The 20,981-nt window shown below is 62.1% G+C and carries 18 protein-coding genes, 1 tRNA gene and 1 pseudogene; 14 read left to right on the top strand and 6 right to left on the bottom strand.

From position 1 onward, the window contains the following. Positions 1 to 9: 9 nt before the first annotated feature. Positions 10 to 348, top strand: coding sequence for a cupin domain-containing protein (locus OHD62_RS15355; RefSeq protein ID WP_263783620.1), 339 nt, complete (start codon positions 10 to 12; stop codon positions 346 to 348). Positions 349 to 591: 243 nt separating this feature from the next. After that, on the top strand, positions 592 to 2,421 hold the full coding sequence (recQ, locus tag OHD62_RS15350) for a DNA helicase RecQ (protein WP_263783619.1): 1,830 nt from the start codon (positions 592 to 594) through the stop codon (positions 2,419 to 2,421). 41 nt (positions 2,422 to 2,462) lie between these two features. Here the strand turns inward: recQ and OHD62_RS15345 are convergent, their stop codons facing one another. Continuing rightward, complete coding sequence (locus OHD62_RS15345; RefSeq protein ID WP_318528600.1) at positions 2,463 to 2,744, bottom strand: Atu4866 domain-containing protein; 282 nt, start codon at positions 2,742 to 2,744, stop codon at positions 2,463 to 2,465. Here OHD62_RS15345 and OHD62_RS15340 point away from each other — a divergent pair. After that, positions 2,743 to 3,597, top strand: coding sequence for a LysR family transcriptional regulator (locus tag OHD62_RS15340; RefSeq protein WP_263783617.1), 855 nt, complete (start codon positions 2,743 to 2,745; stop codon positions 3,595 to 3,597). The two genes, OHD62_RS15345 and OHD62_RS15340, sit on opposite strands and share 2 nt — an antisense overlap. Positions 3,598 to 3,905: 308 nt before the next feature. On the opposite strand, the gene OHD62_RS15335 is transcribed toward OHD62_RS15340, so the two are convergent. From OHD62_RS15335 to OHD62_RS15325, 3 genes are all read right to left on the bottom strand, one after another. After that, on the bottom strand, positions 3,906 to 5,846 hold the full coding sequence (locus OHD62_RS15335) for a calcium-binding protein (protein WP_263783616.1): 1,941 nt from the start codon (positions 5,844 to 5,846) through the stop codon (positions 3,906 to 3,908). 607 nt (positions 5,847 to 6,453) lie between these two features. Beyond that, positions 6,454 to 8,184: a calcium-binding protein gene (locus tag OHD62_RS15330; RefSeq protein WP_263783615.1), complete on the bottom strand. Its 1,731-nt coding sequence runs from the start codon at positions 8,182 to 8,184 to the stop codon at positions 6,454 to 6,456. 405 nt (positions 8,185 to 8,589) lie between these two features. Further along, on the bottom strand, positions 8,590 to 8,778 hold the full coding sequence (locus tag OHD62_RS15325; protein WP_263783614.1) for a YodC family protein: 189 nt from the start codon (positions 8,776 to 8,778) through the stop codon (positions 8,590 to 8,592). Between the two features lie 273 nt (positions 8,779 to 9,051). Between OHD62_RS15325 and OHD62_RS15320 the strand changes: the two genes are divergently transcribed. The 7 genes and pseudogenes from OHD62_RS15320 (at position 9,052) to fhuF (ending at position 16,904) form a co-directional block, all read left to right on the top strand. Then, on the top strand, positions 9,052 to 9,567 hold the full coding sequence (locus OHD62_RS15320; protein ID WP_263783613.1) for an RNA polymerase sigma factor: 516 nt from the start codon (positions 9,052 to 9,054) through the stop codon (positions 9,565 to 9,567). Positions 9,568 to 9,688: 121 nt separating this feature from the next. Further along, positions 9,689 to 9,844 (top strand): annotated as a pseudogene (locus tag OHD62_RS15315) (FecR/PupR family sigma factor regulator); the annotation flags it as partial. A 48-nt stretch (positions 9,845 to 9,892) separates the two neighbouring features. After that, a complete protein-coding gene (locus tag OHD62_RS15310) occupies positions 9,893 to 10,693 on the top strand; it encodes a FecR family protein (protein ID WP_263783894.1) in 801 nt (266 codons plus the stop codon). 105 nt (positions 10,694 to 10,798) lie between these two features. Then, positions 10,799 to 13,267, top strand: coding sequence for a TonB-dependent siderophore receptor (locus OHD62_RS15305; RefSeq protein ID WP_263783612.1), 2,469 nt, complete (start codon positions 10,799 to 10,801; stop codon positions 13,265 to 13,267). Between the two features lie 4 nt (positions 13,268 to 13,271). After that, positions 13,272 to 14,180: an ABC transporter substrate-binding protein gene (locus OHD62_RS15300; protein ID WP_263783611.1), complete on the top strand. Its 909-nt coding sequence runs from the start codon at positions 13,272 to 13,274 to the stop codon at positions 14,178 to 14,180. Beyond that, a complete protein-coding gene (gene fhuB / locus OHD62_RS15295; protein ID WP_263783610.1) occupies positions 14,173 to 16,170 on the top strand; it encodes a Fe(3+)-hydroxamate ABC transporter permease FhuB in 1,998 nt (665 codons plus the stop codon). The genes OHD62_RS15300 and fhuB overlap by 8 nt, the downstream gene beginning before the upstream one ends. 8 nt (positions 16,171 to 16,178) lie before the next feature. Then, the gene (gene fhuF / locus OHD62_RS15290; RefSeq protein WP_263783609.1) at positions 16,179 to 16,904 is read left to right on the top strand and encodes a siderophore-iron reductase FhuF; all 726 of its coding nucleotides are present in this window, start codon (positions 16,179 to 16,181) and stop codon (positions 16,902 to 16,904) included. A 145-nt stretch (positions 16,905 to 17,049) separates the two neighbouring features. Here fhuF and OHD62_RS15285 read toward each other — a convergent pair whose 3' ends face one another. After that, entirely contained in the window at positions 17,050 to 17,889 is an 840-nt protein-coding gene (locus OHD62_RS15285; RefSeq protein WP_263783608.1) for an oxidoreductase, read from the bottom strand. Positions 17,890 to 18,070: 181 nt separating this feature from the next. Between OHD62_RS15285 and OHD62_RS15280 the strand changes: the two genes are divergently transcribed. Next, positions 18,071 to 18,694 (top strand): TetR/AcrR family transcriptional regulator, encoded by a 624-nt coding sequence (locus OHD62_RS15280; RefSeq protein WP_263783607.1) that lies wholly within the window; start codon positions 18,071 to 18,073, stop codon positions 18,692 to 18,694. A 19-nt stretch (positions 18,695 to 18,713) separates the two neighbouring features. On the opposite strand, the gene OHD62_RS15275 is transcribed toward OHD62_RS15280, so the two are convergent. Continuing rightward, positions 18,714 to 18,803: transfer RNA gene (locus OHD62_RS15275), tRNA-Ser, on the bottom strand. A 323-nt stretch (positions 18,804 to 19,126) separates the two neighbouring features. Between OHD62_RS15275 and OHD62_RS15270 the strand changes: the two genes are divergently transcribed. The 3 genes from OHD62_RS15270 (at position 19,127) to OHD62_RS15260 (ending at position 20,909) form a co-directional block, all read left to right on the top strand. Beyond that, positions 19,127 to 19,837 carry a 50S ribosomal protein L21 gene (locus tag OHD62_RS15270; protein ID WP_263783606.1) on the top strand — a complete coding sequence of 237 codons (711 nt, stop codon included), beginning with the start codon at positions 19,127 to 19,129 and terminating at the stop codon, positions 19,835 to 19,837. A gap of 99 nt (positions 19,838 to 19,936) precedes the next feature. Next, a complete protein-coding gene (gene rpmA, locus OHD62_RS15265) occupies positions 19,937 to 20,206 on the top strand; it encodes a 50S ribosomal protein L27 (RefSeq protein ID WP_006327539.1) in 270 nt (89 codons plus the stop codon). 115 nt (positions 20,207 to 20,321) lie between these two features. Beyond that, positions 20,322 to 20,909 (top strand): GNAT family N-acetyltransferase, encoded by a 588-nt coding sequence (locus OHD62_RS15260; RefSeq protein ID WP_263783605.1) that lies wholly within the window; start codon positions 20,322 to 20,324, stop codon positions 20,907 to 20,909. The last annotated feature ends 72 nt before the right edge of the window (positions 20,910 to 20,981 follow it).

Raw genomic sequence — 20,981 nt, 5'->3', positions numbered from 1 at the left:
GATCTGGCGATGACTGGAACGAAGATTTTCTCCCATGCCAGTCAGGGCGGGTGGACGCCGACGCCGGACGGCAATCGCAGGCGCGTTGTCCTCTACACAGACGAGCTGATGGTGGTCGAGTTCGGCTTCGACAAGGGCGGGGTCGGCGCGCTGCATTCGCACCCGCATGTCCAGGCAAGCTACGTCGCCGAAGGTCGCTTTGAGGTCACCATCGACGGCAGGACGGAAATCCTGGAAGCCGGGAGCAGCTTCATCGTCCCTTCCAACCTTGTCCACGGCGTCAAGGCGCTCGAGGCGGGTCGCCTGGTCGACAGCTTTACGCCGCACCGCGCCGATTTTCTCGACTGACGGCACTTCGCGCAAACGAAAGACCCGCGCCTCCGGAGAGACGCGGGTTGTTGCCTGGGCGCTTTGGGCGCCGCGGTACTCGAAACATCACCGCAGAATTTGAACCTGCCGAATCTTGGTGAAGATAGGATTAACCGGCCATAGGGGCTGGAATCACGGCCCCATATCCGCCAATGAAGGGAATGTTCTTCAGACCGTTCCCAGGCCGCCTTTCCGGGCGGTGCCGATTGTAGAAATTCCCTGATGCAGATATCGCCAATGAGCGTCCCGGCAGAGGATCCCAAGCGGCGCGTCTTGAAGGACGTGTTCGGCTTCGACGATTTTCGTCCCGGTCAGGCATCCGTGATGGAGACACTGCTGGCCGGGGGGCATGTGCTGGCCGTCATGCCGACGGGGGCGGGCAAATCGCTCTGCTACCAGGTGCCAGCGCTGGTTCTGGGTGGGCTCACCATTGTCGTTTCGCCGCTGGTTGCCCTGATGCAGGATCAGGTCGCCGCACTGCGCCTTGCCGGCGTCGCGGCCGATACGATCAATTCATCGCTCGACCGCGATGCCAATGTCGCGGCATGGCGCCGCGTCGCGGCGGGTCAGACACGCCTGCTCTATCTCGCGCCGGAGCGGCTGATGACCGAGCGGATGCTCGAGGCGCTGGCCAGGCTCGACATAAGCTTGATCGCCATCGACGAGGCGCATTGCATTTCGCAATGGGGGCCCGCGTTCCGGCGCGAATATGAGGAATTGTCGCGGCTTTCCGGCATTTTCCCCGATGTGCCGATCATCGCGCTGACGGCGACAGCGGACGAGGCCACGCGCACCGACATCGCCGCGCGGTTGTTTGCGGGGCGCGTCGAGAGCCTGGTGCTGGGGTTCGACCGGCCGAACATCAAGCTTGGCATCGAGGCCAAGCAGAACAGCAAGCGCCAGTTGCTGGATTTCGTGCAGCGTCATGCCGGTCGCAGCGGCATCGTCTATTGCCTGTCGCGCAAGAAGACGGAAGAGATGGCGGCGTTCCTCGAACAGAACGGCGTCACCGCGCTCGCCTATCATGCCGGCATGAGCAAGGACGCGCGTGAAGCGAATCAAAACGCCTTCATGACCTTGTCCGGCGTGGTGATGGTGGCGACCATCGCTTTCGGCATGGGCATCGACAAGCCTGACGTCGCCTATGTCTTCCACACCGATATGCCGGGCAGCCTGGAGGCCTACTACCAGGAGATCGGCCGTGCCGGCCGCGACGGGCGGGAGGCGGTGGCGCATATGCTGTTCGGGCTTGGCGACATCCGCATGCGGCGGCTATTCATCGACGACGAGGACGCATCGGCGGAACACAAAAGGCGGGCGCATCGCCGGCTCGATACGCTGATCGGCTATTGCGAGACGGCGCAGTGCCGCCGCCAGGTGCTGCTTGGCTATTTCGGCGAGGAAGCGTCGCCGTGCGGCAATTGCGACAACTGCCTTGATCAGGTGCCGCGCGCGGATGGCACTGCTGAAGCGCGCCTCATCCTGGCGGCGGTCGCGCAGAGCGGCGAACGCTTCGGTGCAGCCCATGTCATCGACATTCTGCTCGGCCATGAAACCGAGAAGGTGCTGGCCAGAGGCCATGAAAGGCTCGCCAGCTTCGGCAGCGGAGTGGCGCACAAGAAGGATTTCTGGCTGTCGCTGATCCGACAGCTTGTCGCGGGCGGGTTCCTGGAGCCGGATCCGTCCGGCCATGGCGGTCTCGCCATCGCCGAAAAGGGCCATGCGCTCGGCCGTGGCGAGATCCCGTTCCAGTATCGCATCGAGACGCGGCATCGCGCCGCGCGCGGCAAGCCGCGTTCCGCAGGGGGTGCCGCCGCTGATACTGAAGGCCTCGATGCTTCGTTGCTGGCCGCGCTCAAGGCGTTGCGGCTGCGCCTTGCCAAAGAACGCCAGGTGCCGGCCTATGTGATCTTCTCCGACCGCACGCTGATCGACATGGCCGAACGCCGCCCGCGCGACCTCGACGCCTTCGCCGAAGTGAATGGCGTCGGCGCTGCGAAGCTTCGGGAATTTGGAGAGATGTTCCTCAGCGCGATCGCCGCGCACCAATAGGTGAGTGGCCCAAGCCAAGGATCACGGCTGGACCGCGCGGCTCATTTGTCCCGGTGGAGGATCATGCCAGCGTGGCGCAGCACCCCGTCGATGAACTCTCCGTCCGCAGTGAAGCCGGTATCGTCCCAGTAGTCGATGTGGTTCCCCGTCACGCGATAGCGCCCCAGATAGGCACGCTCGCGTTTCCCCCGGGCCTCGACGTAGCGGCCGTCCCGCAAGAGTTCGTGGCGGATGTAACGGTCGGCAGTGACCCACATACCGACATAGGGATGAGTCTGGTTGTTCATCTGGTCCTCGGCAATTGCTGAGCCAATGAGCGCCATGAGCGACGTGGCGATGACTGATCCACGCATCAGTGGCGTGAGCCGGTCGGCCGTCAGCCAGACGATCAGGCGGCTGGAGGAGAGCCTCGGCATCGCGTTGATACGGCGCACAACGCGCAGCCTCAGCCTGACCGAGGCCGGGGAAAGGCTTCATGCCGAAGTGGGGCCGGCCATTGCCGACATGCGCGGGGCCCTCGATGCAACCCAATCGCTGCGCGACCGTCCGCGCGGGCAATTGCGGCTGGCCGTATCGTCAATTGCCGAACGGTTCCTGTCGGGATCGTTTCTTGCGGTGTTTTCCGAAGCCAATCCCGAGATCCAACTCGATGTCACGGTGACTGACGATGATTTCGACATCGTGGTCGAAGGCTACGATGCCGGGGTCCGGTTGGGAGAGGTCATCGAGCAGGACATGATTGCTGTGCCGGTTGCGGGCGACGAGCGGCAACTGGCCGTCTGTTCGCCTACCTATCGCGACCGCTTCGGCCTGCCCTGGCATCCGACCCAACTGGTCGCGCATCGCTGCATTGGTTGGCGCCCGGGGCCGAAGGCAGCGCCTTACCGATGGGAGTTCGCTGAGCATGGCAAGGAATTTCGGGTCGCGGTCGCTCCCGAGATCACGACGAACGACATGGAGCTGATGATCAGGATGACCGTAGCCGGAGCCGGTATCACCTTCGGCATGGAAGAGAGCTTCCGTCCCTTCATCGAACGGGGAGAACTGGTTCCAATCCTTGAGAACTATTGCCCGCGCTTTGCGGGATTCTATCTGTACTATCCAAGCCGCAGAAATATCGCGCCAAAGTTGCGCGCCCTCATCGATCACTTGAAGCGCTACGAATGGCGACCTTAATTTCTAAAAATCCACGCAGCCGATTACGGTGGTTGAACGCGTGCGGCGATCGATGGTGTTGCGAGACGCTCAGCAGCAGATTGGTCGTCAGCGGGGTTCCAATCACACCTGGCTCGAGCGGTTCAGCTTTTGATAGAGGTGCTGGCCCGCTCTAAGTGTTGCTTTAAGCAATTCCGGACAGGAAACCGCTACACACTCCTCCTGGAATTACTCTCGCAGGAGAGGCCGAGGCAGGCAACGAGGGCTGTTTGTTTGCCAGTCTTGCTTGACCACGGCAGCCCTCGCGGGACGTAGTCCCTGCCCGGTGCTCAGGTCACGAAGAACGAGGCTGCCGCAAGCGAGAGGCCTGGAGACAGAGTGGCGAACTGTATCTGAGCCGCGCCGCCAATGCCGTCGCTGTCGAAAGAGAGCGCTCCGGTTGAGCTGTTGTAGATGATATGGTCGGAGCTGTCGTGCGCGGCCGCACCCGCAAAGAAAGCGGCGGATGTGAGCGCGCCCGCGCTCAGCCCGGCAAAAATGGCATTCTCGAGGTGGATCTTGTCCTGGGACGGGTTGAAGTCGGTAATCCTGTCGACATTGCCATTGCCAAGGGCGGAGTTGAAAACGAAGGTGTCGTTGCCACCGTTGCCGGTCAAGATGTCGGCGCTACGACCGCCATTGATGACATTGGCGCCGGCATTGCCCTGGATGGTCTGGGCGAATTCATTGCCGGTGAGGTTGATCGCCGTGGTAGCGGAATACCTCGTGGCAAGAACCTCGATCTCCGAGCCGGCCGCAAGCGCATAGCTCACCGTAGTGACGATGTTGTCGCGACCGCCGCCCGCCGCCTCGACCACCTTGTCGCCGGCATTGTCGACATAGTAGCCGTCGTTGCCGCCATAGCCGACCATCGTGTCGGCGCCACCACCGCCGTTTATGACATTGGCGCCGGCATTACCCTGGATGGTCTGGGCGAACTCGTTGCCGGTGAGGTTGATTGCCGTGGTAGCGGAATACCTCGTGGCAAGAACCTCGATCTCCGAGCCGGCCGCAAGCGCATAGCTCACCGTAGTGACGATGTTGTCGCGACCGCCGCCCGCCGCCTCGACCACCCTGTCGCCGGCATTGTCGACATAGTAGCCGTCGTTGCCGCCAAGGCCGACCATCTTATCGGCGCCGCCCTGGCCATTGAAGACATTGGCGCCGGCATTGCCCTGGATGGTCTGGGCCAGCGCGTTGCCGGTCAGGTTGATTGCCGTGGTGCCGGCGTCGTTCGTGGTGCCAAGGACTTCAATCGACGAACCGGCTGAAAGCGCATAGCTCACAGCGGTCCATACCCTGTCCTGGCCTTGGCCAGCGGACTCGATCACTTTGTCGCCGGCATGGTCGACATAGTAATCGTCGTTGCCGCCATAGCCTATCATTGTGTGAGCACCGGCGGCCCGAAGGACATTGGCGCCGCTGGTGCCATAGATAGTATCGGTAGTCGGAGGTGGGGTGGTTGGCGGCGGGGTGGTTGGCGGCGGGGTGGTCGTGGTGGTGTTATGTTCCCGGAAAAAGGCTTGCATTGACGGAGTGTTGCCAAGCGAGGTTTCGCCGTTCTGCGAGCTCCATTTATAAGCCATGTCAAAGGCAGGATTGGGAACCAGCCGTTCCCAGTGATCCATCATGGTCTGCATCTGGGACGTCGTGGGCATGACATACGAGCCGCCCGTATTGGTCGCCCAGCCGCCACCGCCAAACGTCTGATAGACCGGAACGATCGCGCTCTGCGGGATGCCTGCCGCCAACGCCGCGGCCACGGCCCGATCGATGTAGTTGAAGTCGACCGCGGTCGTGCGCACCGGATAGGGATTAATGCCGTAATAATCGATGCCGGTGTTGGCGGGATTGTAGGTATTGGAATAATTCGAAGCTGTGTACGGCCCCATGTCCATCAGGGTGATGAAGGTCTTGGCGCCGGGAAAATGGGAATGGATCCAGTCTGATTCCGCCTTCAGCGTCGCGGCGCTCACCTGGGTGTGGTATCTGCCGGTCGGATCGGGCTCGTCAGTCAGGAAAAACCCAAAAACCTTCGGATTGTTGAGGAGCGGCGTTACCTTGTCGATAAAGGACTGGGTGACGCCATTGCTCTCGCCGAGCCAGATGAGGGCCTTCGAACCAGCCGGCAACGCGTTGACCGATGAGGCGTATTGAAGATCAACCAGGTTGAAGCCATAGGCCTGGGCCTGGGCAGCTGAGGCGCCCCAAGTGTAGTGCATCGTGGCCATGCAAATGTCCCTCGTATGATTCTGCAAGCGCCCCGACCCCTGCCTACGCGAGGGCCTATATTAGCGCCAAATCAATTAGTGACATGTGTTGATAGAATCATTGATCTTCGATGGATCAGCAATTGTCATGCGATTTGACTGTACGGCCTTACCAGAACCTTAACGGCGGCAAGTGTTGGATAACCAGGAGCTGGCCGGTTTGGATTAGCTGGCTTTCCTGAGCGCTTCTGCAACTGCTCTTTCGTGTTGCGATTGGCGTCGACGAAGAACCACACTTAGCCAGGGCGGATGCCTGGTCGTCAGACTGATACTGTCGCCGTGGCCAGGCCGTTTGTGCCCCGCGCCACCAAGGTGAGTTGAACCACCATCACGGCGCCAAGACAGCGGAAAGCGCCAGCCACACATGGCTCGAGCGGTTCAGCTTTTGATAAAGCCGCTGACCCGCTCCAAGTGTTGCTTTAAGCAATTCCGGACAGGAAACCGCCACAGACTTTTCCTGGAATTACCCTCGCAGGAGGCTGAGGCAGGCAACGAGGACTGTCTGTTCGCCCGTCTTGCTTGACCACGGCAGCCCTCGCGGGACGTTGTCCCCTGCCCGGTGCTTAGGTCAAGTCACAAAGAATGAGTTTGCCGTAAGCGAGAGGCCTGGGGAAAGAGTGGCGAACTGTATCTGAGCCGCGCCGCCAATGCCGTCGCTGTCGAAAGAGAGCGCTCCGGTTGAACTGTTGTAGATGATATGGTCGGAACTGTCGTGCGCGGCCGTGCCCGCAAAGAAAGCGGCGGATGTGAGCGCGCCCGCGCTCAGCCCGGCAAAAATGGCATTCTCGAGGTGGATCTTGTCCTGGGACGCGTTGAAATCGGTGATCCTGTCGACATTGCCGTTACCAAGAGCGCTATTGAAGACGAAAATGTCGTTGCCGCCAAAGCCGGTCAACTTGTCGGCGCCGCGGCCGCCGTTGATGACGTTGTTACCGGCATTCCCTATGATGCTCTGGGCCAACTCGTTGCCGGTCAGATTGATTGCGGTGGTGCCGGCGTCCTTGGTGGTGCCAAGGACTTCAATCGACGAGCCGGCCGCGAGCGCATAGCTCACGGAGGTCCACACCCTGTCTTGACCCTGGCCAGCGGCCTCGATCACCCTGTCGCCGGCATTGTCGACATAGTAATCGTCATTGCCGCCAAGGCCGCTCATCTTGTCGGCACCGCCGCCGCCATTGATGATGTTATTACCATTATTGCCCTGGATGGTCTGGGCCAACTCGTTGCCAGTCAGGTTGATTGCCGTGGTGCCGGCATCCTTCGTGGTGCCAAGGACTTCAATCGACTGGCCAGCGTCGAGCGCATAGTTCACAGAGGTCCACACCCTGTCCTGGCCTTGGCCAGCGGCCTCGACCACCTTGTCGGCGACGTGTTCGACATAATATTCGTCGTTGCCGCCATAGCCGATCATCGTATGGCCACCATCTCCGTGGAACACGTCGGCGCCGCTGGTGCCGTAGAGTTTGTCGGTCGTCGGTGGCGGGGTGGTAACCGGTGGTGTGACAACCGGTGGTGGTGTGACAACAGGTGGTGGCGTGACAACAGGTGGCGTGACTGTCCCAGTTTCGGAGTTGTGCTCCCGGAAAAAGGATTGCATTGACGACGTGTTGCCAAGCGAGGTTTCACCGTTCTGCGAGGCCCACTTATAAGCCATGTCGAAGGCAGGATTGGGAACCAGCCGTTCCCAGTGGTCCATCATGGTCTGCATCTGGGACGTCGTGGGCATGACATAGGAGCCGCCCGTATTGGTCGCCCAGCCGCCGCCGCCAAACGTCTGATAGACCGGAATGATCGCGCTCTGCGGGATGCCTGCCTCCAACGCCGCGGCCACGGCTCTGTCAATGTAGTTGAAGTCGACCGCGGTCGTGCGCACCGGATAGGGATTAATGCCGTAATAATCGATGCCGGTGTTGGCGGGATTGTAGGTATTGTTGTAATTGGAATCTGTGTACGACCCCATGTCCATCAGGGTGATGAAGGTCTTGGCGCCCGGAAAATGTTGATGGATCCAGTCGGATTCCGCCTTCAGATCCGCAGCGTCCACCTGGGTGTGGTATCTGCCGGTCGGATCAGGCTCGTCAGTCAGGAAAAATCCAAAAACCTTCGGATTGTTGAGGAGCGGCGTTACCTTGTCGATAAAGGACTGGGTGACGCCATTGCTCTCGCCGAGCCAGATCAGGGCCTTCGAGCCCTCCGGCAACGCGTTGACCGATGAGGCGTATTGAAGATCAACCAGGTTGAAGCCATTGGCCTGGGCCTGGGCAGCTGAGGCGCCCCAAGTGTAGTGCATCGTGGCCATGCAAATATCCCTCGTCTGATTCTGCAGCGCCCCGACCCCTGCCTACGCGAAGGTCTATATTAGCGCCAAATCAATTAGCGACATCTGTTGATAGAATCATTGATCTTCGATGGATACCAATTGTCTTGCGATTTCGACGCACGACCTTACCAGAATCTTAACGGTGGCTTGTGTTGGATAGACAGGAGCCAGCCGATGGCGGCGTGGCGGTTGGGCGAGTCGTCGCAGCAGCCGATATGACCGCAAGTACTGCCCGCGCGACCTCGGCGCCTTCGCCGAAGTGGTTGGCGTCGGCGCCGCGAAGCTCAGGGAATTCGGCAAGATATTCCTCAGCGCAATCGCCGCGCACCAAGCTGGCGCCGCGGGCAGAAGACTGAAATCAACCCAAACCGCTGCGTCTTCAAGTCATTGAGATCGATCGATCGCTGTCAACTGGTCCGGCTTGAAAGCGGCGTGCTGAGGGGTCCAGATGTCACCCTCGCGATTGAACCAATTGCACAGATACATGCCGGAGGCAGCATGATCGTTGATCGTCATGTTCGGGCCGCCGGACTTCAGTTTGACGACATCTCCGGTTTTGAAACTGTCCGCCATGATGTTCCTCCCAGGAGTTCGAAACAGAACACCGAGAGGTAAGCACCAATGGCGCCTGTCGACAAGCAGCGGTTGCATCCCAAAGGATCATATGTGCCGCCTGTACCGCCAATCGACCGGTTGCAGTCGCAACTTGAGTGCCGATAAGTTGACCTTTTGATACATGTTTGATAGCGCGATACGTCCGCTGCGTCTCGGCGGTGTGGTCTGGTGGGTTCCTGTGACAATCACGTGCTCGGGATGTTCCTGTGTTCAGCTCTTGCGGACCGTGTGATGCGGCCCAGTCTGACAACCATCTTCCTCTCCGAGAAACGCTCGCTGATGGGCAGTGTGATGCGCATCGTCCGGGATCCCTCCACGGCGGAGGACCTTGCCCAGGAAACCTATCTGCGCACCCGAAAGGCGCTTGAGGCGGGGCCGATCGATCGCATCGAAGCCTTCCTGCATCACACCGCGCGCAACCTGGCTCTGGACCATGAGAGACGCCGCAGGACGCGCGAGCGCTATGAGCGCAGGGACCTGGAGGCACAGGACTTTGCCGACATTCCAGCCGAAACGCCTTCGCCGGAAACCATAGCCATCGAGCGCGAACGAATGCGCCATCTGGCCGAGGCGCTTGAAAAATTGCCGGAGCGGGCCAGGCGTGCCTGGATGCTGGCCCGGGTGGAGGGATGGCCCTACCCGAAAATAGCCGAACACCTCGGTGTTTCGCAGAACACTGTTTTCAACGACGTCAAGCTGGCGATGGGTCATTGTCACGACGCCATGCGCAGGCTCGGCAGCCTGTAGACCTTGGCAGCCAGTAGACAGGGCAATCGAAATCCTAGCGTTCTGGTTTTAGGGAGTCGATTTTAGGAGATCGCCTGTTCTAGTACGTCAAGGATATGACGATCAAAAAAAGGACCGCAAGGTGGGGAGACAGGAGACCGATCCATACCGACATCAGGATTCCGTTGTCGACGCGGCCCTGGACTGGTTTGTGCGCCTGGAAGCCAATTGCGATGCTTTGACACGCCTCGAATTCGAACGCTGGCTCGAGGCCGATTCGAAAAACGCGAAAGCCTTCGAGCAAATCAAGGACATGTCGGGCTCGGCGGCCTTACGCGCGGCCTCGATGATCGATGCGGAAAAACTGGCATCCCTCGATCGATCGAATGTCGCAAGGGCGGCACAGAAGCAGCGGGTCGGGCGGCGGTTCGGCGTGAAAGCATGGCTTTCCATGGCCGCGGCGCTGGCGGTTGTTGCGATCGGAGCCGTACAGTTGCCCGGTCTGATGCTGCGCTGGCAAGCCGACTACATGACCGCCGCCGGGGATTTCCGTCAGATTTCACTGCCCGACGGCTCGGTCATGATGCTGAACACGGCATCCGCCGCCGCCGTCGATTTCGACAACGGGCGACGCGGCGTGCGATTGCTGGAAGGCGAGGCATTCTTCAAAGTTGTGCCTGATCCAGCCCATCCGTTCCTCGTGTCGGCGGCCTTCAGCCATGTGCAGGTTACGGGCACTGCCTTTGCCGTACGGACCGGATCGCAAATAGACACCGTCACACTGGAGCGAGGTCATGTCGAGGTCAGCCGCCTCAATGACGCGGCTGACATGGCATCACTCGATCCCGGCGAGATGGTCGAGGTGACCTCCGATGCGCTTTCACCGGTAAGGACGGTGGACGCTCAAAGCGCCCTGGCATGGGTTGGTGGCCGCATCGTTTTCCGTAACGATCTCTTGTCGGCGGCGGTGCGGGATCTGGCGCGTTACTATCCGGAGCCGATCTTTGTCCTGAGCTCCAGAGTGGGCAACATCCGGGTAACCGGCAACTATCGCCTTGACGACCCGGAAGGCGCCATCCGCAATCTGGCCGAGGCCGCGGGGGCCAAGGTCAGTCGCCTTCCCGGCGGCGTTTTAATCCTGCGTTAATTTCTCAACTTTTTTTGTGAGATCCACGCCAGTCATGCGTCTTCTCATTGAAGGGGCGTTTGTCGAGCGGGCAGGCGCCCTTGCGTTGATGAAAGGGCGTTGGCGATGGGGACTGGGGAAACAGCACGCGGCGCGGAGCCTGTCGGCAGGCGCAGCGACAAAGGGAGGCGCCGCAAGGCGGCATTGCTGCAAGCGCTGATCGCGATATCGGCTGCGGCGCTGCCCATGCCGGTCCTGGCGCAGCAGGCTTCCGTCAGCCAACCGGTACGGTTTTCCATTCCCGCCCAGCCGCTGCCATCGGCCATCGAAGCCTTCATCCGGACGACCGGCTGGCAGGTCGGCTATGCGACGAGCGTTGCCGGCGCAAAGCGGTCGAACGTGGTATCCGGCACCATGTCGCCGCGCCAGGCATTGCAGGCGATGCTGGCCGGGACGGGCCTTCAGGTGCGGATGACTGGCCCCACGATTGCCGCCGTCGTCGCACCGCGGGCCGATACGACCGGCGCCGTCGAGGCAGGCGATGGAGCGCAGGTGCTTGAGACCATCGACGTCCAGGGGCGCATCGAAACGGCCTGGGGGCCGGTCAAGGGGTATGTCGCGACCCGCAGCGCATCCGGCAGCAAGACCGACACCCCGCTGATCGAGACGCCGCAGTCGGTGTCGGTGGTCACCGCCGACCAGATTGCCAACCAGAAGGCGGTGTCCGTGGCCGACGCGCTGTCCTACACGCCGGGCATCACCATGCAGTCGCAGTCCTTCAGCCGGATGGTCGACGACGTCAACATACGCGGCTTCGATGCCGCGGGGCCGAGCGGCAATCTGCTTCGCGACGGCATGAAATATCAATCCGCCGTCTATGACCTTGCGACCGAACCCTACGGGCTGGAACGGCTCGACGTGCTGCGCGGCGCCTCCTCCATGCTTTACGGCCAGCTTGCGCCGGGTGGCGTCATCAACGGCATATCCAAGCGTCCCACCGACACGCCGCTGCATGAGGTGAATGTCGAGTATGGCAGCTATGGCCGCAAGCAGATTTCTGGCGATTTCGGCGGGCCGCTCAATGCCGACGGCACGCTGCTCTACCGTCTCACAGGACTTGTCCGGGACGCGGACAATTGGGTGAAGGATACGCCGGACGACAAGGTCTACATCGCCCCGGCGCTGACCTTTAAACCCGATGACGTCACGCAGCTCACGCTTCTCGCCAACTACCAGCATGTGAAAACGCGGTTTTCGACGCCGCTCATGCTGGAGGATGTCTCCACCGGCCGCATTCCACGCGACCTGTTCCTGGGCGAGCCGGATTTCGACACGTATGAGGGTGACAGCTATTCCGCAGGATATCTGTTCGACCACGAGTTCGACAACGGCATCAAGTTCCATAGCAAGGCTCGGTACTTCGCTTCCGACGTCAAGTGGGACTACATGATCGGCAATCTCGTGCCCGTCACCGATGGACAGCTCTACCGACTTGCCAGCGCCCGCGACGAGAAATCCAGCGGCGTGACGGCCGACAACTCGCTGGAGAAGACTTTCGAGTTCGGCGATTGGGAACACAATTTGCTCGCCGGCTTCGATTACTACCGGCGCGGCTACGAAACACACCGCTATCGCGGAACCGGGTACATCCCTCTCGATGTCGATGATCCCGTCTATTCCGGCGCGCCCGACATCAATTACGCGGTTGACAGAGGATCCGACACGACAGCCAACAATTACGGCGTCTATCTGCAGGACCAGATCAAGTTTAGGGAAAAATGGGTCTTTCTGTTCGGCGGGCGCTATGACCGGGCGGACAGCGAGACGACGTCCTACCAGACCGGCACGGTGACGGAGCAGGACGACGACGCCTTCACCGGGCGCGCGGGGCTCGTCTATCTCTTCGACAACGGCATTGCCCCCTATGTCAGCGTCAGCCAATCCTTCCTGCCGCAGGCGGGTGTGGATTCGCGCACCGGCAACGCGCTGGTTCCAACCAGGGGCCTGCAATATGAGGTGGGCGTCCGCTATCAGCCAGCCGATACCAACCTACTGCTCAGCGGCGCTGTTTATGATCTCACCCAGACCGATCTCGTAAGCTATGATCCCGTGACCTTCCTGCCTTACCAAGTGGGCAAGGTGCGCTCGCGCGGCTTCGAACTTGAAGCGCGCGGGCAGTTCGAGGACCTCGGCCTGGTTGCGGCTTACGCCTATACGGACACCAGGATCCTGGAGAGCGCCGTGGCCTCCGAAATCGGCCAGCAGGAAGAGCTTACTCCCCGCAATACGTTTTCCGTCTGGGCCGACTACCGCATGGATACGCTCGGGCTGACGGGCCTGACGCTGGGGGGCGGCCTGCGCTATATCGGCAAGACGAACTTGCTGGACAGCTCGCAGGACGTGCCCGGTTACCTGCTTGCCGACGCCATGGTCAAGTATGACTTCGGGGCAGTCGATCCGAAGTTCGAGGGCACGACGCTGGACGTCAATGCCCGCAACCTGTTCGACAAGCAATATTACACCTGCGCGGGCGCAACCGGCTGCCGCTACGGCGAGCCGCTGACGGTCACGGCCACGCTTTCCCGCAAATGGTGAAGCCGTGCGGCGCGGTCTCCTTCACCGGCGGGCTTTGATCGGGGCGGTACTCACCGCCCCTTTCGTCTTGTCCGGCCAGCGCAAGGTGCTTGCTGCGGCCGTGCGGCGGGTGGTTTGCCTGGACCTGCTGCCGACGGAGCTTTTGCTGACGCTGGGCGTAACGCCGCTGGCCGTCGCCAACCGGGCCCTTTACATCAGGCTGGTGGCGGAACCCGCTTTGCCCGAAGGCGTGCAGGATCTCGGGCCGCTGACCGAGCCCAATGCGGAGTTCCTGCAGATATTGCGGCCAGAGCTTATCCTGCTCGCAGCCTGGCAGCAGCCGGTGCTGCAACGGCTCTCGGCAATCGCTCCACTGGTCCCCCTGCAGAGTTCCGCCGGCAAGACGCCGGCGGTCGCCCATATGATCGATCTGCTGCGCCAAGTCGGTTCGGCCACCGATCGGGCTGATGAAGCGGCACTCTGGGCCGAGCGCGCCGAGGAAACCCTGGCGCGGGCGAGGCAGGCGCTGGCGGTGCGCTCGGGTCGGGCGCTTTATGTCTGCCGCTTTGCCGCCAATGGCCGCAATTTGGCGGTGTTCGGCGGCAACGGCTTGATCGGCGACGTGCTTTTGCAACTCGGCCTAAAAAATGCCTGGCAGGGCAGGGTGAACGCCTCCGGCGTGGTTTCCGCCGGCATCGAGCAACTGGCCGCCGATCCCGAAGCGCGGATCGTCCATTTCGACCGCGGCGCCGAGACGACCGAAGCCATGCGCAACCTCGCGCGGAGTTCCCTGTGGAACGCGCTGCCGGCGGTGCGCCAGGGGCGCGTCACCGCCATGCCGGTGATTTATCCGAGCGGCGGCGTCTTCAGCGCCATCCGCTTCGCGCGGCAACTTGCCGAGATCCTGCCGCAAGAAAGTAGCGCCAATGGCTGACACGGTGCTTGTCCAGCCACTGTCCGCGCTCAACCGTGCGGCGCTGTGGGGCGCGGTCATTATACTGGTGGCAACGCTGTTTCTCGCCGCCAATCTCAATGCGCTCGTGCCTTTCAATGCATGGGCAAGCATGCTCACGCCGGAGCCGGGCAATCTGCGTGAGTTGATGGCGCGCGACGTCCTGCTGCCGCGTTTTTGCGTGGCGCTTTGCTGTGGGGCCGGGCTCGGTCTCGCGGGTACGCTTTTCCAACAGGTGCTGCGCAATCCGCTGGCCGAGCCTGGCACTTTGGGTGTCTTTGCCGGCGCCAAATGCAGCCTGGTCGTCGCCACGTTATGGGCGCCGCAGCTTCTTGTCCTGGGCTGGGATTTCGCCGCCCTTCTCGGCGCTGCCACGGCGATCTTGCTCGTATTCGCCCTGTCGGCGCGGCGCGGGTTCTCGCCGCTGTCGCTCATTCTTTCCGGCCTGGTCGTTTCGTTGAGCCTGGGCTCGCTCGGATCGATGCTGATGATGACCCATTTCGATGCGGTCAACGATCTCTATGTGTGGGAGGCGGGGTCGCTGGTGCAGAACAGCTGGAGCACCACGCTTGGCCTGTTGCCGCGACTGGCTGTGGCGCTGGCTGCTACCACCTTGCTTTCGCGGCGCCTCAAGCTGCTCGACCTCGATGAGGCCGGCGCCCTCAGCCTTGGCGTGCCGCTGCTTTCCACCCGTTTGCTGGGGCTTGGCATTGCCGTGGTGCTGAGTGCCATGATCGCGGCGGCGGTCGGTCTCATCAGCTTCGTTGGCCTTGCCGCCCCGACCATCGCGCGCCATGCCGGGGCGAGGCTGTTCGGTGAAAGGCTGCTGGCCGCGCCGCTGATCGGCGCAGGCCTGCTGGCGATGACCGACCAGGCGCTCGTCTTCGTGACCGGCGGCGTGGAAGTGCCGGCGGGCGCGATCACGGCCATTTTCGGCGCGCCACTTCTCATCTGGCTGATGCGCCAGATTCGTCCAGCCGCCGAGGGCTGGGGATCGGGCGCGCCGATGGCCGCGAGTTTCCCTGTGGCCGTTACCGATCGGTCGAAAATCCTGCTCGGCCTGGCGGTGCTTGCGGTGCTCGCCGTGGCACTTTTCGTCGGCCGAACCCCGCAGGGCTGGCATATCGCTTTCGGCGGGGATTTTGCCGATCTCATGCCGTGGCGGCTGCCGCGCGTTGCCGCGGCTGCCATGGCTGGTCTCATGTTGGCGCTCGCCGGCCTGCTGATCCAGAAGATCACTGGAAATGCGCTGGCCAGCCCCGAACTGCTTGGCGTTTCCTCGGGCGCGGGGATTTTCCTGATTCTGGCGGCCTTCCTGCTGCCGCCGATGGATCGCGTCTCAATGGCGCTTTTCGCTTCCTGCGGCGCCTTCGTAATGCTGATGACGGTGCTCTGGCTCAGCCGGCGCTCGGCCTTTTCGTCCGAGCATCTGCTCTTGATCGGTGTGGCGCTCGGCTCGATCGTCGCTTCGATGCTGACCTATCTCACCGCCCTTGGCGATCCCCGCATTCTCAATGTGCTCGTCTGGCTGTCTGGCTCGACCTATGCGGTCACGCCGGGCCAGGCGGCCTTTGCCTGCCTTCCGGCGCTCGCGGCACTTACCATCGTGCCGTTTGTATCGCGCTGGCTCGCCATTCTGCCGCTTGGGCGTGCCGCCAGCATCGGCCTCGGCGTGTCGGAATGGCAAAGCCGGGTCCTGCTGCTTCTGGTGGCCGCAGTCTTGACCGGCGCGGCCACGGTGCTAGCGGGACCGTTGAGTTTCGTCGGCCTGATGGGGCCGCATCTCGCCAGGCTCAGCGGTTTCAGGAAACCGGTCGCGCAGGCCTACGCCGCTGCCCTCATCGGCGCGGCACTGATGGTGCTGGCCGACTGGATCGGCCGGACCATCGCCTTTCCGTGGCAGGTGCCGGCCGGCCTGGTGTCGACTGTCATCGGAGGGGCGTTCTATGCGGCGCTGATTTCCCGACGATGATTCCGGCATTGTCCGCGTTCTTTCCCGGCAAGCTTGCCGCGATTGCCGAGTCCCTGGTGCTGGAGGACGACCCGCGGCCTCATGTTCCGGGCGCCGCGCTTCTGGACGGAGACAGGCTGCGGCGAATGCTCAGCGCCTTCGCGACGAATTATGCCGAACCGGATGAGCAGGCAGTGGCCACGCAATGGTCGAAATGGCATTTCTCGCAGCTGCTGCCGCCTGCGCTCATTGCCAATATCGCGGCCGACTGGCTGCTGCCGACCGCCATCGATCGTATCGGCATCGTGCTTTCGCCGGACAGCAGGACATTGGCCATTCGCTTGCCCGGCGAAGGCGCGCGTCTGCCTGTTTCAGGGGTGCAGAGGTTTTGGCCACTCGTCGAGGATCATCTGGCGCCTTTGATCGCGGCGATCTCGCGCGCCAGCGGCCTGCCGGCCAAGACCCTGTGGAGCAATGCCGGCAATGTCGCGGAGACCATCGTCAGCGAATGCGCGGCTTTTCTCGGTGAAGCGCATCCCGGCGTCACTGATGCCAGAGCGCTGCTTGCCACGCGGCTCTGGCCCGACGGCCGCAAGAACGACCTGTTTGAGCCCGTCCGCTACCGCGAAGGCCGGCGCCGGCGGCGGCTCTGCTGCCTCAGATACCGCATCGCCTCGCTGAGCCTGTGCAAGTCATGCCCGCTGGACAAAGTACCGCGCGGGAGCGGTCGCAGCGAGCAGCAGGGGACGAGCTAGAGGTCTCCCGCTCGATGTGACAAGAACCGCCTGGCGGCCTGCCAGAAAGAGGCAGGGGCCGCGGCGGACCTGAGAAGATTGGTCGAATTTTAAACGGAGCCCGCCCGCGACGCGCGCGCCTCCGTCATGCTCTTTTGCTGTCGCCTCATGCGTCAAAGTCGGTGGATAGAGAGAGGGCTTCCCATTCTGCGATTTCTGCCTTCATGGCTTCGATTTTGTCCTCGACGAGTTTGAGAGCGTCCGCGCCGAGATAGAGTCGCACCGGCGGGTTGTCGGACCCGACCAACTTCAGTAGCGCCTGCGCCGCCTTGGCCGGATCCCCGGGCTGCCTGCCACTCTTCGCCTGGCGAGCCGCGCGGATGGGGTCCATCACGGCGTTGTAATCGACAATGCTCCGCTCGGCGCGAACCATCGATCGGCCAGCCCAATCCGTGCGAAACTGCCCCGGAGCGAGCGCGGTCACATAAATGCCGAGCGGCTTCACCTCCTTGCCTAGCGCTTCGGAGATTCCTTCGAGGGCGAATTTGCTTCCGCAATAAGCGGTGATGCCCGGCATCGTGATAAAGCCGCCCATGGAGGTGACATTGATGATGCGCCCCGAACGCCGCGCCCGCATACCCGGCAGCACGGCCTTGATCATCGCGACAGCGCCGAACACGTTGGCATCGAACTGCCGCTGCACGTCCTCCAGTGTCGTTTCCTCCAGAATGCCCTCATGGCCGTAGCCAGCATTGTTGACGAGCACGTCGATGGGGCCGACCTCGTGCTCGGCCTTTGTGACGCCATCTGGTATCGCGCCGAAATTCGTGACGTCCAGCACGACGGCATGGGCGTGACTCGTCGGATGCGACGAGAACGCCGATGCCGCCTCTGCGCTCCGCACTGTGCCGATGACGCGGTGCCCGGCAGCCAGTGCGCCTTCGGCGAACGCCTTGCCGAGACCGGAACTGACGCCTGTTATCAGGAAAACCTTTGGATCGCTCATCTGCTACCCCTTCGAGATCGCCCGCCACCAAGGGAGGCCTGGCTGTGCGTTGATAATCATGATATAAATTTTATATCATGATATATGTAGCTGCGATGACAAACTTCAAGGACAAAGGATGACAGCGAACAAGTCGCTCCAGCCGCTCAGGGAGCGGAACCGGCAACTTGCCCGAGACGTGGTGCTGGACGCAGCCGAGCGGCTCCTCCAGGCGAGTCCGGACGCAGAATTCTCGATGCGCGCTCTTGCGGCTGAAGCGGGTGTCGGTTTTGCGACGCCGTTCAATCACTTCGGGAGCAAGAACGCGATCATGCAGGCGCTGTCATCCCGCCTGATCGAGCGGATGGCGACGCGCTTCCGCGACGAGGCACCCGATGGCGATGCGATCGATCGCGTGCTGGTGATGGGACGGATCAGTGTGGCGCTCCTGCTAGAGAAGCCGACTGTTCACAAGGCCGTGGTGGGTTCGCTCGGCGTGGCGAGTTCCGCTCCGAGTACGGTTCACCAGCATTCGCGGAAGCTCTGGTCCCTGGCGCTAGGCGACTTCGCCGGCATAGCAATGGACATGGAGAAGGTTGCGCACGCCATTCTCGCGGAACAGCTTGCCTTCGACTTCCGCGGTTGCGTCTCTTTCTGGATCGCTGGAGAGCTTCGGGATGAAGATCTCGGAAGCGCTTTCGAGGTTGGCGCCTGCGTGCTCCTCCTGGGTTTCGCCAACCCGAAGCGCCGAACCTACCTGATCAGGCAGATCAAGAGCCTCCAGAGCGCATCCATTGAGGAGGCTGTCCCGACCTCGCTCGCATGACGGCGATGCCCGAGTTAAGTGGCGGAGAGGGAGGGATTCGAACCCCCGATGGGCTTGCACCCATGCCGCATTTCGAGTGCGGTGCATTCGACCACTCTGCCACCTCTCCGCGGTCATGGTCCGCCGTTGCCGGCGCGGCGCACTAGATAACGGCTGCACAGGCAGGTTACAAGGCCCAATCTGCCTGATATCGGGCTTCTCTCCGGGCCGTACGGTTCGTCTCTCGAGACCTGCTATCGCTTGCCGAATGCCGCCCGGCTTGCTTTGCGCCGTTTGCCTTGACTTCGACGCAACCTTCGGTTAGGGACAGCGCGCAATCGGCGTGGAGGGTTCTTCCGCGCCGCTTGTTTTTTGAACCCGCAGACTGACAAAAAGACGGCCGAACCGCGTGATGCGGTTCATCAAGGCCGACCGAACAGCGAAAGGCAAAAAATGTTCGCAGTCATCAAAACGGGCGGCAAGCAGTATCGCGTCGCCGCCAACGATCTCCTGAAGATCGAAAAAGTCGAAGGCCAGGTCGGCGATATCGTCGAGATCGGCCATGTGCTCGCGCATGGCGAGGGTGAGAATGTGACGTTCGGCGCGCCGTTCGTCGACGGCGCATTGGTCACTGCCGAGGTCGTCGAGCAGGGCAAGAACCGCACCGTCATCGCTTTCAAGAAGCGCCGCCGGCAGAATTCGCGCCGCAAGATCGGCCATCGCCAGCTTTTGACCACCGTGCGGATCGCCGAGATCCTTTTGGGTGGCGCCAAGCCGTCGAAGAAGGCCGCCGCCAAGGTGGAAGCCAAGGCCCCGGAAGCCAAGGCAGAGGTAGCGCCCGAGGCGAAGGCCGAGGCCGCGCCGAAGGAGGCCAAGGCCAAGAAGGAAGCCAAGGCAGAGGCTGCCCCGAAGGAAGAAGCCAAGGCCGCGGCCGCCGCGGCGACGCTGTTCAAGGCGCCGAAGGGCGAGCCGGACGACCTGACCGTGATCAATGGCATCGGCCCGGTTGCGGCCGGCCAGTTGAACGAACAGGGCATCACCACCTTCGCGCAGATCGCCAAGCTCACCGACAAGGATGTGGCCAAGATCGACGAGCACATGCCGTTCAGCGCCGACCAGATCAAGGACTGGCGCGAGCAGGCCAAGGAACTGGCGAAGAAGTAAAACGAACCGGCGCAATCGTCGCCGGATCGGACTTGAAACGGAACGCGAACGCGTTCATAAGATCTTTTAGGCGCCTTGCGGCGCATCGGAGTTAGTTAGATGGCACACAAGAAAGCTGGCGGTTCGTCGCGCAACGGTCGCGACTCCCATTCCAAGCGGCTGGGCGTGAAGAAGTTCGGCGGTGAAGCCGTGATTCCGGGCAACATCATCATTCGTCAACGCGGTACCTCGTGGCATCCGGGCGTCAATGTTGGCATGGGCACGGATCACACCCTGTTTGCGCTCGAAGCCGGCGCAGTCACCTTCAACAAAAAAGCCAACGGCCGAACCTACGTATCGGTCAACCCGATTACCAAAGCAGCGGAGTAGCCGGTTCCGCACCACAACACCGGCACCCATCTCGGGACCGGTGTCTGGCCAAGCCAGGAAAAGGATCAGGGGAGATGGGTTTCCATCTCCCTTTTTTCTTGCCTGGAGGACTGACATGGTTGCCGAAGCGGAAGACACGGAAGACGAAAGTTACGCGATCGATTGCCCGGTGCTCGCGACCGAGCGGCTGGTCATGCGACCGCCGCGTGAAAGCGATATCGGGCAATTGGTGACGCTTGCCGACAACCGTCATGTCGCCGAAATGCTGGCCCGCATGCCGCATCCCTATGGCGAGGCCGAGGCCCGCGCCTTCCTCGCCATGGCGGCATCGCGCCGGGCGGGAATTGCCTATGCGTTGACGCTGGCCGGCACCGAAACCTTCGTCGGTTGCGCCGGCCTCAACACCACCGACCGCGGGCTGGAGCTCGGCTACTGGATCGGCGAGCCTTACTGGAAGCACGGCTATGCCACCGAGGCCGCGCACGCGCTGGTCGACCTCGCCTTCCAGAAGACGTCGATCCAGGTGCTGCATGCCTCGACCCGGGTCATCAATCCGGCCTCGCGCCGGGTCATCCACAAATGCGGCTTCCAGTATGCCGGCCAGGGCATGCTGAACTCGATCGTTGCCGGCCAGGTGCCGGTCGAGCGCTATCGGCTCGACCGCAAGACCTGGACCAGCCTCAGGAACTGGGTCCACTTCTGAGATGGGCCGATATTCAGGTAAGGCCGGCCTGGCGGCTTCTTGCGCTTCCGGTGCTCACGTACTTTAAGTACG

The sequence above is a fragment of the Mesorhizobium sp. YC-39 genome (assembly GCF_025753795.1).
Lineage (GTDB): Bacteria > Pseudomonadota > Alphaproteobacteria > Rhizobiales > Rhizobiaceae > Mesorhizobium.
Note: the sequence above shows the minus strand (reverse complement) of the source record. Positions and strands in the feature narration are given on the sequence as shown.

Excerpts from the sequence above, each read along its gene's own strand:
- OHD62_RS15320 (WP_263783613.1), top strand. The coding sequence starts at position 9,052 with ATGCGGCCCAGTCTGACAACCATCTTCCTCTCCGAGAAACGCTCGCTG.
- fhuB (WP_263783610.1), top strand. The coding sequence starts at position 14,173 with ATGGCTGACACGGTGCTTGTCCAGCCACTGTCCGCGCTCAACCGTGCG.
- OHD62_RS15325 (WP_263783614.1), bottom strand. The coding sequence starts at position 8,778 with ATGGCGGACAGTTTCAAAACCGGAGATGTCGTCAAACTGAAGTCCGGC.
- OHD62_RS15335 (WP_263783616.1), bottom strand. The coding sequence starts at position 5,846 with ATGGCCACGATGCACTACACTTGGGGCGCCTCAGCTGCCCAGGCCCAG.
- rpmA (WP_006327539.1), top strand. The coding sequence starts at position 19,937 with ATGGCACACAAGAAAGCTGGCGGTTCGTCGCGCAACGGTCGCGACTCC.
- OHD62_RS15270 (WP_263783606.1), top strand. The coding sequence starts at position 19,127 with ATGTTCGCAGTCATCAAAACGGGCGGCAAGCAGTATCGCGTCGCCGCC.
- OHD62_RS15355 (WP_263783620.1), top strand. The coding sequence starts at position 10 with ATGACTGGAACGAAGATTTTCTCCCATGCCAGTCAGGGCGGGTGGACG.
- OHD62_RS15260 (WP_263783605.1), top strand. The coding sequence starts at position 20,322 with ATGGTTGCCGAAGCGGAAGACACGGAAGACGAAAGTTACGCGATCGAT.
- OHD62_RS15310 (WP_263783894.1), top strand. The coding sequence starts at position 9,893 with ATGATCGATGCGGAAAAACTGGCATCCCTCGATCGATCGAATGTCGCA.
- OHD62_RS15305 (WP_263783612.1), top strand. The coding sequence starts at position 10,799 with ATGGGGACTGGGGAAACAGCACGCGGCGCGGAGCCTGTCGGCAGGCGC.
- OHD62_RS15330 (WP_263783615.1), bottom strand. The coding sequence starts at position 8,184 with ATGGCCACGATGCACTACACTTGGGGCGCCTCAGCTGCCCAGGCCCAG.
- OHD62_RS15340 (WP_263783617.1), top strand. The coding sequence starts at position 2,743 with ATGAGCGACGTGGCGATGACTGATCCACGCATCAGTGGCGTGAGCCGG.
- recQ (WP_263783619.1), top strand. The coding sequence starts at position 592 with ATGCAGATATCGCCAATGAGCGTCCCGGCAGAGGATCCCAAGCGGCGC.
- OHD62_RS15345 (WP_318528600.1), bottom strand. The coding sequence starts at position 2,744 with ATGGCGCTCATTGGCTCAGCAATTGCCGAGGACCAGATGAACAACCAG.
- OHD62_RS15285 (WP_263783608.1), bottom strand. The coding sequence starts at position 17,889 with ATGAGCGATCCAAAGGTTTTCCTGATAACAGGCGTCAGTTCCGGTCTC.